Raw genomic sequence first — 16,038 nt, 5'->3', positions numbered from 1 at the left:
TCGAACTCAAGGAGAAGAAGCACCGCATCGAAGACGCGGTGTCCAACGCCAAGGCCGCCGTCGAAGAAGGCATCGTCGCCGGTGGCGGCGTCGCCCTCCTCCAAGCGTCGATCACCGCCTTCGAGAAGCTCGACCTCTCCGGCGACGAGGCAACCGGCGCCAGGATCGTGGCCCTGGCGCTGGCCGCCCCGCTCCGCCAGATCGCGAGCAACGCGGGCCTCGAGGGCGGTGTCGTCGTCGAGAAGGTCCGGGACCTGCCGGTCGGCCACGGCCTGAACGCGGCCACCGGCGAGTACGTGGACCTGATCGCCGCCGGCATCATCGACCCGGTGAAGGTCACCCGCTCGGCGCTGCAGAACGCCGCGTCGATCGCCGGCCTGTTCCTCACCATCGAGGTTGTCGTGGCGGACCGTCCGTCGGTCGGCGGCGCCGGGGACGGTGCGGATGCCATGGCTGGTATGGGTTTCTGACCCGCCGGCCAGCCGCACCGCGCATCCACGCCGAGCACAGCGCTCGCGTACCCGCCGGCCGACTCGGTGTCGGCACCTGACCGGAAGGTGGGCCTCCGTGCCCCTCCGTTACGGCTTTCTCAGCACCTACCCCCCGACACAGTGCGGCCTCGCCACCTTCACGGCGGCGCTGTTCGACGAACTGACCAGCACGGCGCCCGGCGCCTCCAGCGGGGTGGTCCGGCTGCTCGACGCGCCCGCGGGCCCCGGCCCGCGGCCGGCCGCCGTCGTGGGGGACCTGGTGGCCGGAACCCCGGGCGGCCCGCGCCGCGCGGCGCGGCTCCTGAACGGTTTCGACGTCGTCATCGTGCAGCACGAGTACGGGGTCTACGGCGGTCCGGACGGCGACGAGGTGATCGAGGTCCTCGACAACGTCGAGGTGCCGGTGGTGGTCGTCCTGCACACCGTGCTCGTGCGCCCGACCCAGCACCAGCGTGAGGTCCTGGAGGCGCTGGTCGCGTCGGCGGACGCGGTCGTCGTGATGACCGAGACCGCGCGGGTCCGGCTGGTCGACGGGTACCGGGCCCACACGCACCGGGTTTCGGTCATCCCCCACGGCGCGGCCGAGAACCGGCGCGCCGCGCCGGCGCGGTCCGCCCGGCCGACCGTCCTCACCTGGGGCCTGCTCGGCCCAGGCAAGGGCATCGAATGGGGCATCGCGGCGATGGCGGAGCTGGCCGACCTCGACCCGGCTCCGCGTTACCTCGTCGCCGGCCTGACCCATCCCAAGGTGCTCGCCCGGGAGGGCGAGGCGTACCGCGACGGGCTTGCCGCCCTGGCCGCTCGGCTCGGCGTGACCGATGCGGTCGTCTTCGACCACCGCTACCTCGACCCGGGATCGCTCGCCGAGCTCGTGAGCGGCGCCGACGTCGTCCTGCTCCCCTACGACTCCGTCGACCAGGTGACCTCCGGCATCCTCATCGAGGCGGTCACGGCGCTGCGGCCCGTCGTCGCCACCCGCTTCCCGCACGCGGTCGAACTGCTCGGCGACGGCACCGGCCTGCTCGTACCCCACGGTGACGTGGCGGCGATCGCGGCGGCGGTGCGCAGCATCATCACCGACGACGGCGTCGTCCGCGGGCTGGCGAGCGCCACCGCCGCCCACGCACCCGAGCTGCTGTGGCCCGCGGTGGCCCGGCGCTACCGCCGGCTGGCGGCCGGGTTGGCCGCCCGCACCGGAAGCAGGCCGAGCGTCGCGCCCGTGTCCCAGCGAGCTCCTGGGACGGTGCCGACGCCGACGCGCACGCCCACGACGGCTACGGCGACCGTGGCGGCGAGGCGGTGATGGCCGCGATCTCGTTCCACCATCTTCTCCGGCTCAGCGACGACATCGGCCTGTTCGAGCATGCGCTCGGCTCGATCCCACGCCGGGAGTACGGCTACTGCGTGGACGACGTCGCGCGCGGGCTCGTCGTTCTCTCCCGCGAGCCGTCGCCACCGCTGGAGCTCATCCGACTGCTCGAGCGTTATCTCCTCTTCGTGCTGGCGGCGCAGGCGCCGGACGGGCTGATCGTCAACCGGCGGGACACCGAGGGTCGCTGGCTGGACAACCCCGAGGTCGGAGACTGCTGGGGGCGGGCACTGTGGGGGCTGGGCACAGCGGCGGCCCTGGCGCCCACCTCGCGGCTGCGGGCGATGGCCCGCGAGGGGTTCCACGCCAGCGCCGCTCGGCGATCCCCCTGGCCGCGGGCCATGACCTTCGCCGCCCTCGGCGCCGGCGAGATGCTGCTCGCCCACCCGGACGACAGCGCGGCCCGGGCCCTGCTCACCGACGCCGTCGCCGCGATCGGCCCGATCGGCGACGATCCCGCCTGGCCGTGGCCCGAGCCCACGCTGCGCTACGCCAACGCGGCGGTGCCGGAGGCGCTGATCCTCGCCGGCATGTGCCTGCCCGACTCCGCGGCGCTCGCGGACGGAGCGCGGCTGCTGGCCTGGCTGCTTCACATGGAGACCCGGGGCGGGACGCTGTCGCCGACCCCCGTCGCCGGCCGGCGCCCCCGCGGTGATCGCAGGCCCGGCTTCGACCAGCAGCCCATCGAGGCCGCCGCCATCGCGGATGCCTGCGCGCGGGCCTACGCTGCGACCGGCCGGAACCGGTGGCTGACCGGTCTCGGGCGGGCGCACGGATGGTTCCTCGGCGAGAACGACAACGGCACCCCGCTGATCGACGTCGCGACCGGCGGTTGCCACGACGGCCTCGAACCCGAGGGATGCAACGCCAACCAGGGGGCGGAGTCCACCCTCGCCCTGCTCTCGACAGCGCAGCACGCTCGCCGCCTGCTCGCGTCAAGGACACCGTGACTCTCGAGCCCGACCCCGTGACGCTCGAGCCCGACCCCGTGACCTTGGAGTCGGACCCCGTGACCTTGGAGTCGGACCTGGTCACCCGGCATCCACTGACGCTGACCGCGGACCCCGGCAGGGTCATCGCGAAGCTCTTCCTTCCCGGCGAGGAGGGCAACGAGCCGCACTCCCGGGCCGCGGGCATCGTGGCCAGGGTGCTCGCTCTGGGCGATGACGAGGTCGACGTCCTCGTCGCGGCCCTGCTCGACCGGTTCGGGCCGCGTCACCGGGACTACCGGGGCATCCTGACGCGGCACGCCGCGATCATCGCTCCTCGGGTCCGTACGCCGACGGAGCTCTCGCCGGTGCGCACGCTGCTGCTCGGCGCGTGCTTCACCGCCGAGTACGCGGTGGAGGGCGCGGCCGTGACCAATCCCTCGGCGGTCGCGCACCCCGACCAGTCGGGGCTTCACGCCGGCGCGCTGCGGCTGGCGCTCAGCCTGCGCGCCGTCGGTGAGGGGCACCTGTCCTCGATCGGCTTCGCGGTCGCCGTGATCGGCCCGGGCTCGGCGGTGCGACTGGAGCCGCGCACCGGTCCGCTCACCACGGGCGTGGCCGTGCCGGTCACCTGGGAGCACGATCGGCTGCGTGCCCTGCTCACCGACGACGGCCTCGACGACGAGGTGACGCGTTCGGTCCTCGACGCCCTCGACCGGAGCCTGGCGGGCGGTGACCTTGAACAGGCCTTCGCCAGCATGCCTGCGGATCTCCTGCGCCGTCCCCAGGCCGCCGGCATCCTGGCCGGGATCCGGTCCGTCGCCGGAACGCTGCGAAGAGTCGAGTTCCCGGCGGACAGCGGTCTCGCGCAACGGGTGCTGTGGCCCACCGTCGCCAGCGAGTGCAAGGGAATGGAGGACGCGCGGTTCGTCCGCTTCACCGCGCCGGACGGGACCGTCGACTACCGGGCGACCTACACCGCCTATGACGGCACCGACATCCGGCCGAGGCTGATCACCAGCCCCGATCTGCGGACGTTCACGACCTCGCCGCTCACCGGCCCGGCAGCCCGGAACAAGGGGATGGCGCTGTTCCCTCGGCTCGTCGGCGGCCGTCACCTCGCGCTCTGCCGATCCGACGGGGAGACCACCGGTCTGACCGCCTCGGCTGACGGGCTGGTCTGGGAACCGTTTCGCCCGGTCCACCAGTCGACGGCGGCCTTCGAACTCATCCAGGTCGGCAACTGCGGTTCACCCATCGAGACGTCGGCGGGCTGGCTCGTCCTCACCCACGGCGTCGGGCCGATGCGCACCTACACGGTGGGAGCGATCCTGCTCGATCTGGCGGACCCGTCCACCGTGGTCGCGGCACTGCCCGAGCCGCTGCTCACCCCGATCACGACCGAGTCCGAGGGCTACGTCCCCAACGTCGTCTACTCCTGTGGCGGACTGGTCCACGACGGCCGGCTGTGGCTGCCTCACGGGATCGGTGACTCCCGGGTCGGGATGGCGAGCGTGCCCGTCGACGCCCTGCTCGCGCGGATGATCCCCCGAGCCTGACCTGACGGGCCTGACCTGACGTGGGCCTGACCTGACGTGGCCTGACTCGATGAGCCTGACCCCCGGGGGGCTGGCCCGAACCGCGGAACCTGTCAGCCGAGGATGCGTCCGTAGACAGCCAGATAGTCGGTGACCATGCGAGCCGTCGAGAACCGCCGGCTCGCCATGGCCCGGCAGGCGGCACGGTCGAGACCGGCGGCCCGATCCACCGCGGCCGCCGCCGCGGCCGGGCCGTCGACCAGGAACCCGGTCACCCCCTCGTCGACGATCTCCGGCATGGCTCCACGCGGGTAGGTGACGACCGGTGTGCCGCAGGCCATCGCCTCCACGACCGCGAGGCCGAACGGTTCGTCGAACGCGATCGGATGGAGCAGCGCCGCGGCGCACCCCAGCACCTCGGCTCGCCGGGACGGCCCCACCGGCCCGAGGTAGCTCACCGCGTCCCCGTCGACGTGGGGCAGCACCTGCTCGGCGAAGTAATGCTCGTCCTGGATGATCCCGCAGATCACCAGCCGCCGGCCGGCCATCCGGGCGATCTCGATGGCTGCCGCGGTGCCCTTGTCGGGATGGATCCGGCCGAGTACCACCAGATCCTCGCCGCCGGCCGCCGAGAACGGCAGGGCCGCCAGGTCGATGCCGTGGTGCACCGTCGCGACATAGTCCAGTTCAGGGCTGCGATCGGCGTCGGAGATGGACACGTAGGCGGAGGCCGCCCGGCTGTAGGCGGGGAGGATGCGCGGGTCCGAGAACCCGTGGACCGTCGTGACCATCGGGGCCCGGACATGCGCCGCGAACGCCAACGGCAGCCAGTCGAGATGACTGTGCACGAGGTCGAACTCGCCGGAGCGGGCCAGCGCATGGGACACGTGCAACGCCTCCCACACCCGGCCGTCGAGCGCCGGGTCCTCGGCATACCCGTGCGGGCATACGCCATCCAGCTTCCCGGCCGTGCGCGAGTCCAACGTCGCGAACAGGGTGACATCGACGCCGCGCGCCAGCAGGCCCTCCGCGAGGTGGCTGGCGATCTGTTCCCACGGGCCGTAGTGCCGCGGCGGGGTGCGCCACGCCACCGGCGCCAGCATCGCGACCTTCACACCGCCCTCCTCGTCGCCCTGTCGATCACCATGCTCAACCGCCTCAAAGCCGAGAGTCTCCACGGACCGCCCACGAGCAGTATGGGCCCGCCCCGCCCGGCCGTACGCCGCGGTGATCCGCGGCCTCTCCGCAGGCGTCGTACCGCGCAGCACAACGATCAGACCCAGCAGCCAGACTCCCGCGATCACACCAGCGGACACCACCGCAAAGCCACCCGCCCGCCGTCGCAGACGAGTAGCCAGGAAGACGCTTTATTACCACGGAACAAGATAGCGGCAACGACGCCGAGCGCCCTGATGCCAGCCGTCACCCCGACGCAGGCCAAGGCCTCCGCAGATGAATCGAACCCCCCACCGCTCCCCGAGACCACCCACCTTGAGCTGCACATACCAGGGTTGGGGAGGCCTGTCGCGCCTCGGCAACGCACCACAAACAACCCCAACCACCATGACCCATGCGACTACACATCGCACACACGTTCACGCTGTCCGCACTCGCCACCTAACAGCTGTTTGGCCGGCTGGCCTGCGGCACGAATCTGCAACGGCGAGCAGAGGCCCAGGCCATATACATCGAGGTCCCGGGCCGTGTGAACGACGCGGGACCGCAAGATCAACCGACTGGTCGGGTGACGCGCAGGCTCACGCGGAGACGGCCGTCCAGACCTCCTGGCTGGCGAAAAGTCCACCCACCCCAGCGCCGCGGTCCTCGCGATCAACACGGCTCGGGTCGGCGGAGAGGACCTGGTCTGGCGACCGGTCCCGCCGTCGCGCGCGCTGCGGCGGACGACTGCTTTCAATGCGAGTGTCCCGGTGCTCGAGGTCACGACCGACAAGGCACCGGTCCACCCGCGGCTCCTCGACGAACTCCTACCCGAGGCCTGCCACGTCGACGCCGCCCGGAAGAACAACTGGATCGAAGCCGACCACGGCCGGCTCAAAGCCCGGCTCCGACCGATGCGCGGACTGAACGCCTCCGCTCCATCCAGACCGTCAGCGCCGGACACGGCCGGGTAACGGGGGCGCATTGCTGCGTCCCCGTCCCCTCAGAACCGTGCGTGCGCCTTCCGGCGCACACGGCTCAAGCAGCCCGCTTTGGTTTGCAGTCTCTGCAGTTGCTGTCCGTGTCAACCGTGTCCGCTGCCGGGGTGGCGGCGGGCGCAGTCAGCGTGCATGTATATCCCCACGTGCATGGTTCGGGTCGTGCTTGTGTGGTGTCCAGCCCGGCCGTCCGCGTTTCCTGTGACGATGTCCTTTCGTTCGATCGCCGTGCGGAGCGTGCGGAACCAGTTCTCCCATTGTCCGGGGAGGTCGGGTGTGCGGTCGGCGAACAGCAGACTGTGGCCGCAGCCCGGGCATCTGCCGCCCTGTGCGCGTAAGGCGTGTTGGACGGACGATGCCAAAGGTGGGCCGTGACGGGTCTGCCGTCGACGTCGGTCGGTCCAGTAATCGGCAAGGGCCGGGTCGTCCGGAGACGACCGGCCCGCGACCATGACGTGCCGGATGATCGGAGTCCAGGCGTATTTGTGCAGGTAGGCGCCGGTCTTGTGATCTCCGAATACCCACTGGTCGTTCCTGGACTTGTTGAACGGGCCCCAGTAGCGCTTTATGATCCACTGTCGGCCTTTGTTGGGGTGGGCGCCCCGCGCCCACTGGTCGAGTTGCACCCAGAGAACCCGGTCCAGATCGCTGAACGCTTTCTTCGCCACCCCTGTCCGGTAGTAGGCCGCCTGCCCTCTGATGATGGGGTTAAGCTTGCCTATCACGGCCGAGGCGGGCTGTCCCCGCAGCGCCCGCAGTTCGGCCTTCATCCGCCGCCGTATCCTGGTCAGCGCCTCCCCGCTGGGTTTTATGAGCAGTTTCGGGCCGTCCTTCGTCGGGTAACGGCGGACGTTGAATGAGAGGAAGTCGAACCCCTCGGTGTCGGTGGCGATCCGGGTCTTTGCGTCGTTGAGACGCAGACCCTTCGGAGCCAGCCAGACAGCGAGGCGCTCCCGTGCCGTTTCGGCCTGTTCCTGGCTGTGGCACAGCACGGCCAGGTCATCGGCGTAGACGACGACGGCGGGGCAGTCCCGGGCAAGTTCTCCGTTCTTCCGGTATCTGACCCCGGCGGCTTCCTCTATGCCCTGCAACGTTATATTGAGTAGCAGCGGTGAAATGACCCCGCCCTGGGGAGTTCCCTCCGAGGTCGGGGCGTACCGGTTATTGTCGACCACCCCCGCCCGCAACCACCCTGCTATCTGTTCCCGCCCAGGGAAGCCAGCAAGGCGGCCGAGCAAATGGTTATGGTTGATTCTGTCGAACGCGGCCTGGAGGTCCGCGTCGAGGATCCACCCGCGTTTCGCTCCTTTCTTTCCCAGCAGGGAGAAGATCTTCTCGATCGCGTCATGGCAGCCTCGTCCGGGCCGGAAGCCATACTGGCTGGCATCCAGCCGGGCTTCCCACTCGGGTTCCAATGCGTTCTTGACCCGGTTCTGCTGGGCGCGGTCCGCGATGACGGGTATACCGAGTGGTCTGCCTTTTCCGTTCTTCTTGGGGACGTGCACCCGTCGGACGGGGAGTGGGACCGTGCCCGATCCGCATCGTTGCAGCCACTGGGCCAACGAGGCCCGCTGCCGAGAGGTCATAGCGACCTCGCCGTCCACTCCCGGCGTCTTTCGGCCGGAGTTGCGCTGGCTTACCTGCCGCACGCTGACCAACGTGTTGGCACGGCTGCGCAACATCAGTTTCTGTAGATTTCGGGCGCGCTTGATGTCGCCCGCCTGCGTCGCCTTGAAGATCCTCTGCCGTAGCCGCGCTACCTGCCTGTCCTGCGACGACCAGTCGATGGCATCCCAGTCCGGCAGGTCCTCGGGTCCGTTCACCCCAGCTTCGGGCACGGTCGACACCGCCACCACGGCGGTGCTGGTCGTGTCCTTCACCGAAGCGCCCAACGTGCCCCTCGGACTCGGGCGGTTCCTTGTCATCGGTGTGTCCAAAGGGCCACCTGGCTCACGTCAGCTCCCTTTCGGGCCCAGGCACGGGTCAAGCCTGGTATACGGCCAGTTACACGGGCGCGGCCGGTTGAAGGTCCCGCCATCTGCACCCGCCTTCCTGTCGCCTTTCGGCTGCCGCCGTTCGCTTCCTGAGCCATCCTTTCCCGCCATGGCATTAAGCCCCCCTTACGGTCGGCTTACCGAAGCCGGTCAGCTCTCCGGACCTCGACGGGGTTTCCGCGTTCCGCACATGTGAGATACAGCCGGGATGGGGTGCCCTCTCTACCCCGGGGCCACGGTGCTCATACGGCCAGAGGAAAGAACCCCAGCCGCCATCGCCGCCTCCCAGCGGCAGGCCCTGGACGCCGGTCTTGCATTCCATCTCCGGCGCTTCTGATTACGAGGCTTCCATCAAGGGTTCACCTTATTCACCCTTCCGGCCTTCCCCTCGCCTGTTCCCGACGGATGGACATCGGTTCTTGGGCTTTTCCCCGGGCTTCACACCCAGCGCATGGACTGCATGCGGCGCGCGTGCCAGGGCGGGGACGGGCTCCCGAGCCACTAGCCCGGAGACTCAGTACCGACCACCGGCCCTCCATCACTGGTCTCACTCACTCTGTGCGACCTCGTCGTCGCACCCCTCGTCCAGAACATCCGCCGCGGCCACTACGAACTCGGGATCGACATCCACCCGCGGCTGAGCTGGCAGCCGCGTTCACCGAACTCGACGCAGCCGTCTGACCAGCAGACGCCTGGGCCGCTGTCACGCACAGGTCATCAGCAACGCAACAGTGCCCCGTGACCGCACCGACGATCACAGCGTAGTCAGTCGAACACAACCTCCGATGATCCGCGGAGAGCCACTTTGCGGGCTGCCCCAGGTAGAAGTGCCTGGCCGGCACCCCTCGCCCGGTCTGGTGAGCCGTCTTCGAACCCGCACCGACATATTCGCTTCGGGTGATGGAGAATGTTGGTATGTCGGGGGCTGATGCCAGGACGGCCGGGGCGGACTTCTTCATCTCCTACACCAGGTACGACAGGTCCTGGGCAGAATGGATCGCCTGGGAGCTGGAGAGGGCCGGATACCGGGTGACGATCCAGGCCTGGGACTTCGTCCCCGGCAATGACTGGCGAGGCAAGATGGAGGAGGCCTTCGGTGCCACCCGGACCATCGCGGTCCTGTCGAGGGCGTATCTGACCTCCTTCTACGGCCGGGAGGAGTGGCAGGCCGCCCAGCAGGCCGATCCCGGCGGATTCGAGCGCAAGCTGCTGCCGGTCCGCATCGAGGACTGCGAGCGACCGGAGCCGTTGCGTACCTGGGTCTCCATCGACCTGTTCGATCTCGGCGTGAACGAGGCGCGCCGTCGCCTGCTCGCCGGGGTACGGGGAGCGTTGGAAGGCCGGATGCGGCCTGACGTCGCCCCGAACTTTCCCAGCCCGCCCTGGCGCGCGCGGCCTACGGCTTTCCCCGGGCCAGGCGGCCCCCGTTCGTCCGCTTCCGCCGCCCCCGTACCCGGCGCGGGGGCGGCGGACGGAGCGGACTCGGCATGGTTCTCCTCGCCTGCCTCTCCGCCCATCGTTCCCGTTCGTGATGCGGCCGGTCAGAGATCAGATTCGGTGCGGTTCTCCCCCATCGGTTCCTACCTCGTCGGCCACCGGGGTTGGGTCAGTTCGGTGCGCTTCTCTCCCGACGGACGAACGCTCGCCTCCGGCGGCGGGGACGCGGTCCGGCTATGGGAGGTCAGCGATCCGCACCAGGCGCGCCGTCTCGGCGCCCCCCTCCACGGTCACACCCGCGGAGTTCACCAACTGGCCTTCTCACCGAACGGGGCCCTCCTCGCCAGCGCCAGCGAGGACCACACCGTGATGCTGTGGAACGTCCACGATCCACGCAACGCGCACCAGGCAGGGACCAGCTCCGGGCACGCCCGCGGCGTCTGGTCGGTGGCCTTCTCCCCCGACGGCCACACCCTCGCCAGTGCCGGCGACGACCACACCATCCGACTCTGGGACGTCGAGAAGCCGCACGAACCACGCCCGCTCGGCCCGCCGCTCACCGATCACACCGACTCGGTGCGCTCGGTTGCCTTCTCCCCCGACGGACGCACCCTCGCCAGCGCCGGCGACGACCGCAGGGTCCTGCTGTGGGACATCAGCGACCCGAGACGGCCCCACTGCACCGCCGCCCTGTTCACCAACACCATCCAGGTGTGGTCGATCGCCTTCTCACCGGACAGCCGCACCCTGGCCGGTGGAGCCGGCGGTGAGGACCACACCGTGCTGCTCTGGAACATCCACAGCCTCGAACCGGAACCGCCCCAGTCCCTCGCGGGGCACTCCGGCTGGGTCGCCTCGGTGGCCTTCGCCCCGGACGGCCGCACCCTGGCCACCGGCAGCAGCGACAAGACCGTTCGGCTCTGGGACCTCCGCCAACCCCACCACCCCCGCCCACTGGGCACCCCGCTCGTCGGCCACACCGAACGCGTCATGTCCGTCTCCTTCGCACCCGACGGCAACACCCTCGCCTCCGCCGGCCGCGACCAGGACATCCGCCTGTGGACCAGGGCGCCGAACCCCTGACGGGACGAGCCCGCCTACTCCGCCATCCCGCGACGCCCGCCGACGCCGTCGGATCACGAGACCGTGAGGACGTCGTCGAAGGGCAGGCGAAGTGATCGCGCTGTGGGCGGGCCAGCGATGGCGAGGCGAGATCCGTGGCGTCGCGGACGTCGTTCTTCACCCGCCGGTAGTAGAACGCCTTCGCCCCCAGCGGATGCGCCAGAGATGCACCCTGGCGTCCAGGTCGGCCAGCGCGTCGACCGCCCAGTACCAGCCGTAGTCGCCTCCAACACCCGGGCAACAACCCCCGGCCTACCCGGGGGCCGTCACCAAGGAGCGGAGGCCCCGCTCCTTCATCGCATCAAGGCCGGTGGCCCAGTTCTGCGCCCCACAGGGTTACGGTCGCCGACCAAGCCCGTGCCCGCCCCGAGCTCGTCGCTGCCAGCCAGCGGCCGGCGCGGAGACTCGCCGGAGGCTCAGAGGTCACCCTCGGCGATCACGCGATGATTGATCAGCCAGCGCGCGAGATCCTCCGAGGTGTCCAGTCCCGGCAGCCCGCAGGCCTGTAGCCGCAGCCGCACGCCGGTGATCACGTTGCGTATGTAGGCGGGTGAGCGTTTCAGTCGAGTGCCGACCTCCTCGTAGCTGGCCGATCGGAGGTTCGGGCCCGACCCGGACAGCAGCGGGCGGCACAGCTCGGTGAGGGCCTTGGACTCCGCCGGCCTGAGCGTGATCGGCATCGTGGAGGTCGCCCCGCCGGCCAGGGACATCACCATCTCGCGGACTCGCCAGGTGAAGCCGAGCGCCGACGCGTCGACGTGGACGGCGACGATACCGCCGTCCACGAGGTTCGCGACGATGTCGAACGTGAGGACGGGAAGCGGCGTTGCCGCGCCCCCGGGTCTGATGACCAGGTCCTCGCCGACGGGTGGGCGCAGTGAGATCGGCTTGCTGGCCGACCGGTTGTAAACCAGGACGCAGTCGTCCAGGACCCGCACTGACGCCGTGAGCCGTGACAGCCAGGTGTCACTCGGAAGAGTGATGTCACAGGTCCGTTCGCGGCCGATGGTGATCTCCCTGGCGTGGGTTGCCGCCCACCTGTTCCCGTCGTACTCCAGCACCACGGTGGGAAGGTCGTCGGCCGGTGGCGTCTGCGGGATGGGGACGCGGGTCAGGCGCATGGCGGGAGGTAGGGGGTGGACGGGAGCACGTGGTGCCACTCGTCGGGCGTGAGCTGGTCGGTGGGCGAGGTGGCGCAGGCGGTGGCGACGAGCCGGTCGGCGCCGATGTCCCACAGCCGGACCGTGCTGTCCTCACCCGCGGTGACGAGTGTTCGGCCGTCCGGACTGATCGCCACCGCGTTGACCGAGCCGGCGCTGCTGGTGAGTTCGGCTAGCGGCCGGCTTGCCGTGCCTCGGCTGGTGGCGTCCCGCAGCCAGACGGATCCCGCCTGGCTGGCGGTCGCGAGCAGCCGGCCGTCCGGTGTGAACGCCACCGCCGACAGGGAGCTCTTTTGGCCTCCCTGACCGGCCAGGGAGGCCAGCGGCGTGCCGACGGTGCCACGGCTCGCGGTGCTCCAGACGCGCCCCACGCTGTCCTGGGTGGCGGTGGCGAGGAGGCGGTCGTCCGGGCTGAACACCAGAGACCAGACCGGGTGGCCATATCCGGTGAGGGTCGCCAGCGGTTCGACCGCGCCGCGTCGGCTGGGGTCCCACAGCTGGGCGGTCCGACCGTCGTTGCCGGTGGCGAGCAGATGACCGTCGTGGCTGAAGGCCACCTCGTAGACGGCGCCGGAGTGCCCGGCCAGGGTGGCCAGCGGCGTGCTGACGGTGCCGCGGGCGGCGGAGCTCCAGAGCAGGGTCACACCGTCCTCGCCACTAGTGGCGACCAGACGGCCGTCTGGGCTGAACGCCGCCCCGTCGACCGCATTGGTGTGGCCGGTGAAGACCGCCAGGGGCTGACTGACGGTGCCTCGGCTCCCGGCGCTCCACAACCAAGCCATGTGATCCCGGCTGGTCGTGGCCAGGGTGCGGCTGTCCGGACTGAACGCCAACCAGGCCGCCTGATCGGTGGCACCGGTCAGGGTGGCCAGCGGCCGGACGGCGGGACCGCGGTCGTGGGTGCTCCACAGCCGGACCGTGTGGTCCTCACTGGCCGTGGCGAGCAGGCTTCCATCCGGGCTGAACGCGATGGTGACGATCGGACCGCTGTGGCCGATGAGGGTGGCCAGGGGGCCGTTGCTGGTGCCGCGGCTGTTGGCGTCCCACAGCCGGGGGGCGCCGTCCTCTCCGGCGGTGGCAATCAGCGTCCCGTCCGGACTGAACACGGCCGTGCGGATCCTACCGGTGTGGCCGGCGAGGGTGGCCAGCGGGCTGGTACCGGCGGCGAACAGGGCCAGGACGCGCAGCCGGGCCTCGGTGGTGGGCGCGGTGTGGAAGGCGGCGAGCGCGAGGCGGTGGGCGAGCGCGGGGTCGTCGTGCTTGGTGGCGACCGAGGCTGCGGCCAACTGCCGGGACCACGCCTGCGGATCACCCGGATTGGCGCTGGCCTTCCCGCCTCCCGACAGCATCACCAGCAGCGACGTGACCAGCCCCACGACCGCGACCAGCGCCGCCACGCCGCCCAGCAGGACCACCGAGCGACGCCGCCAGGGCCCGCCGGGCGCGCCGGGGCTGCTCGGCCTTATACCACCGCCAACGGCGTCATCGCCCCCAGCGCCGCCCACGCGACTGATCGCGGCCATGGCCTCGGCGGGTGTCACGAGCGGACCATCGACCGAGCGGGTGGTCTCGGTCGGCGGACGGTCCGGCAAGCACGCGCTGCCCTCCGGCGGGTCGGTGGTGGCGGTGCGGCGGACACTGGACGTGCTGTGGACCGGCACGTGGGCGTCGGCGAGCCAGTCGGCGCCGTAGACGTCCGTGGTGGCCGCGGACAGCGCGGCCATGAAGTCAGTGGCCTGCGGGTATCGGTCGTCGGGATCGCGGGCGAGCGAGCGCAGCACGACGTCGCCGATCGGCCGGGGTATGGAGGACGGGGGCTGCGGGGGCTCCACCAGGCGCCGCAGCGGCCGGTAGGGGTCGAAGGCCGGGACGCCGGTGAGCAGCTCGTAGAACACGAGCGCGAGGGCGTACAGGTCGGTGCCAGGACTCAGCCGCGAGCCGGAAAGCTGCTCGGGAGCCATATACCGGGGGGTGCCGCGCACCCGGCCGAGAGTCGGGTCCACGCCGGTATCGGTGAACATCCGTGCGATGCCGAAGTCGCCGATCTTGGGCGTTCCGGTGCTGTCAAACAGCACGTTGGTCATCTTGATGTCGCGATGCAGGATGCCCCGCTCGTGGGCGTGACGCAGGCCCTCGGCCATCGCCAGCGCCACCGCGCACGCCTTGACCTGCCCGAAGCCCGGGCCGGGGTGCAGCGTGCCGCCCTCGAGCAGCTCCATCACGATCAGGGCCAGGTCGTCCGCCTCCAGATAGTCGTAGACCCGCACGATGTGGGGATGATCGAGCATTGCCAGCATCTGGGCCTCGGCGGTCATCACCGCGTCGGTCATGGCGGAGTCGATCGACACTGCCTTGATGGCGGCCCGGCGCCTGAGCTGCCGGTGCTCCCCGGCGACGACCACGCCGTGGCCACCGCGGCCCAGCACGCCACCGATCGTGTAGGCGGGCAGCGCCGCGGCGATCCGCTTCGGGTCGATGGACGTCACGCGGGCCATCGGCGCCGCGCAGGAAGGCCGTGTCGTCGCACTGTGTGACTCCCCGTTCGCGATAAGCCAACCGGATGTCACGGTCCGGCCGGATTCGTGTCGCGGAGGGGATTGTGCCAGAAGATGCCGCTTCGGTATGCCTGTCCGTCGAACCTCGCGTCGGACCAACGCGTCTGCGCAGGTCGGGGGTACGGCCGACAGGCACGCCGCGGGACGGACCACGAAAGCGTCGTCGCCTCCGAGCCGCTAGCGGCGTGCCTGCGTCTCTGGAGCCGTGACGCGCCGCAGCAGCTGGCCGTGCCCTCGGCGTCCGACGCCGCGTCCTACCGCCGCCAGATCAAGGACCTCACCCGCTCGCCGCTGACGGAACGCCAGGTCGGCCAGCTGTTCGACGCGCGCCGGACGGTTCCCGCTCACACCGCTCCCAATCCGACCAGGGCACGGGTGTAGCACTACACTATTCGGGATGCGATCGTCGGGGCATTCTGACCTCGAACCGAATCCGATGAAGATCCTTCCGGTTTCGCACACGCATGAGTGGAGGCCATTCGATGACGGCGCCAGCGTCGCCTCAGTTTCATCAGGACCGTTCACGAGGAAAGGCCGCTTATCTTCTCACGCTGCTCTCCGCGGTCACACTGGTTGCCCTGGCCTTCGCCGCTCCCGCGTCGGCCGCCGCGTCCAGGACACCGGGCGCACCGTGTGGATTCAATCCGCCCAGCGGATATCACCTTCGAGAATTTGTTGATATCATCGATTCCGGTGGTGCGCAGGTTCAGATCTTCACGGGAGGCTATCAGAATCAGCAGTTCGTTGTCCGTTTTACGAAAGGCCCAGATTCCAATTTCACAGTCCTTGGATCTGAAGTCGGCGTAGACGAGAATCACAAGCAAACATACGGATTCACGGGAGACTGGGGTCGGTTCCCGTACGGATGGTGCTCGACGCCTTCACCATCCCAGCCGATAAGGATCTCCTACACTATCGTGGACCAGTTTAATCACCGCTGGGGTAGGATCTGGTGCAACAGCCAGAAACCCTGCACCTCCCTGGAGGAAAACACCCCCAAGTAGGTCCCCTGCTCGTCATCCTCCTCTCGACATGCGGCGGCCTGCCGAGGCTTCCGCCCATCCAGCAATTGCACGAGGCTCCCCTACCGACGTCGGAACCGGTGGGCGGACACGACGTCGACGCATCACTCGATCATGACCGGTCAGGAGCTGCGGGACAACGGACTCTGCCGATGCAACAGTGCCCGCCCGGCTGCTCGGACCGGAGCATCCGCACACCCTGACCGCCCGGTATCAACCTCGCGGCCTTCTACAGGCAGGCCGGGCGGACCAGCGAGGCACTCGG

11 protein-coding genes and 2 pseudogenes are annotated in these 16,038 nt (G+C 70.0%); 8 read left to right on the top strand and 5 right to left on the bottom strand.

Features of this window, described 5'->3' with window-relative positions; translation table 11 throughout:
- From AC6EXY_RS06930 to AC6EXY_RS06915, 4 genes are all read left to right on the top strand, one after another.
- On the top strand, positions 1-470 hold a 470-nt coding region (locus AC6EXY_RS06930), incomplete at its 5' end, for a TCP-1/cpn60 chaperonin family protein (protein WP_499816824.1).
- Between the two features lie 97 nt (positions 471-567).
- The gene (locus AC6EXY_RS06925; RefSeq protein WP_499816825.1) at positions 568-1,794 is read left to right on the top strand and encodes a glycosyltransferase; all 1,227 of its coding nucleotides are present in this window, start codon (positions 568-570) and stop codon (positions 1,792-1,794) included.
- The gene (locus AC6EXY_RS06920) at positions 1,794-2,810 is read left to right on the top strand and encodes a glycosyltransferase (protein ID WP_243407653.1); all 1,017 of its coding nucleotides are present in this window, start codon (positions 1,794-1,796) and stop codon (positions 2,808-2,810) included. Before AC6EXY_RS06925 ends, AC6EXY_RS06920 begins: the two co-directional genes overlap by 1 nt.
- A 59-nt stretch (positions 2,811-2,869) precedes the next feature.
- The gene (locus AC6EXY_RS06915; protein WP_499842314.1) at positions 2,870-4,348 is read left to right on the top strand and encodes a glycoside hydrolase family 130 protein; all 1,479 of its coding nucleotides are present in this window, start codon (positions 2,870-2,872) and stop codon (positions 4,346-4,348) included.
- A gap of 92 nt (positions 4,349-4,440) precedes the next feature.
- Here AC6EXY_RS06915 and AC6EXY_RS06910 read toward each other — a convergent pair whose 3' ends face one another.
- Positions 4,441-5,442, bottom strand: a complete 1,002-nt coding sequence (locus AC6EXY_RS06910) for a glycosyltransferase family 4 protein (protein ID WP_243407655.1) — start codon at positions 5,440-5,442, stop codon at positions 4,441-4,443.
- A gap of 816 nt (positions 5,443-6,258) precedes the next feature.
- Between AC6EXY_RS06910 and AC6EXY_RS06905 the strand changes: the two are divergent.
- Positions 6,259-6,452: pseudogene (locus AC6EXY_RS06905) on the top strand (DDE-type integrase/transposase/recombinase); the annotation flags it as partial.
- 117 nt (positions 6,453-6,569) lie between these two features.
- Here AC6EXY_RS06905 and AC6EXY_RS06900 read toward each other — a convergent pair.
- The gene (locus tag AC6EXY_RS06900) at positions 6,570-8,363 is read right to left on the bottom strand and encodes a reverse transcriptase domain-containing protein (protein WP_499816828.1); all 1,794 of its coding nucleotides are present in this window, start codon (positions 8,361-8,363) and stop codon (positions 6,570-6,572) included.
- A 694-nt stretch (positions 8,364-9,057) separates the two neighbouring features.
- On the opposite strand from AC6EXY_RS06900, the pseudogene AC6EXY_RS06895 reads away from it, so the two are divergent.
- A pseudogene (locus tag AC6EXY_RS06895) lies at positions 9,058-9,158 on the top strand (IS6 family transposase); the annotation flags it as partial.
- Between the two features lie 234 nt (positions 9,159-9,392).
- A complete protein-coding gene (locus AC6EXY_RS06890) occupies positions 9,393-10,997 on the top strand; it encodes a toll/interleukin-1 receptor domain-containing protein (protein ID WP_101832152.1) in 1,605 nt (534 codons plus the stop codon).
- A gap of 455 nt (positions 10,998-11,452) precedes the next feature.
- Here the strand turns inward: AC6EXY_RS06890 and AC6EXY_RS06885 are convergent, their stop codons facing one another.
- Together AC6EXY_RS06885 and AC6EXY_RS06880 are read right to left on the bottom strand one after the other, a co-directional pair.
- Positions 11,453-12,157, bottom strand: coding sequence for an FHA domain-containing protein (locus AC6EXY_RS06885; protein WP_101832151.1), 705 nt, complete (start codon positions 12,155-12,157; stop codon positions 11,453-11,455).
- Positions 12,148-14,682: a WD40 repeat domain-containing serine/threonine protein kinase gene (locus AC6EXY_RS06880; protein ID WP_499816829.1), complete on the bottom strand. Its 2,535-nt coding sequence runs from the start codon at positions 14,680-14,682 to the stop codon at positions 12,148-12,150. Before AC6EXY_RS06880 ends, AC6EXY_RS06885 begins: the two co-directional genes overlap by 10 nt.
- A gap of 297 nt (positions 14,683-14,979) precedes the next feature.
- Between AC6EXY_RS06880 and AC6EXY_RS06875 the strand changes: the two genes are divergently transcribed.
- Positions 14,980-15,132 carry a hypothetical protein gene (locus AC6EXY_RS06875; protein WP_165818399.1) on the top strand — a complete coding sequence of 51 codons (153 nt, stop codon included), beginning with the start codon at positions 14,980-14,982 and terminating at the stop codon, positions 15,130-15,132.
- Between the two features lie 140 nt (positions 15,133-15,272).
- Here the strand turns inward: AC6EXY_RS06875 and AC6EXY_RS06870 are convergent, their stop codons facing one another.
- A complete protein-coding gene (locus AC6EXY_RS06870; RefSeq protein ID WP_499816830.1) occupies positions 15,273-15,569 on the bottom strand; it encodes a hypothetical protein in 297 nt (98 codons plus the stop codon).
- Between the last annotated feature and the right edge of the window lie 469 nt (positions 15,570-16,038).

Source organism: Frankia sp. RB5, from assembly GCF_059816245.1.
The sequence above is the reverse complement of the archived record's forward strand: the minus strand, read 5'-3'. Positions and strand labels throughout refer to the sequence as shown.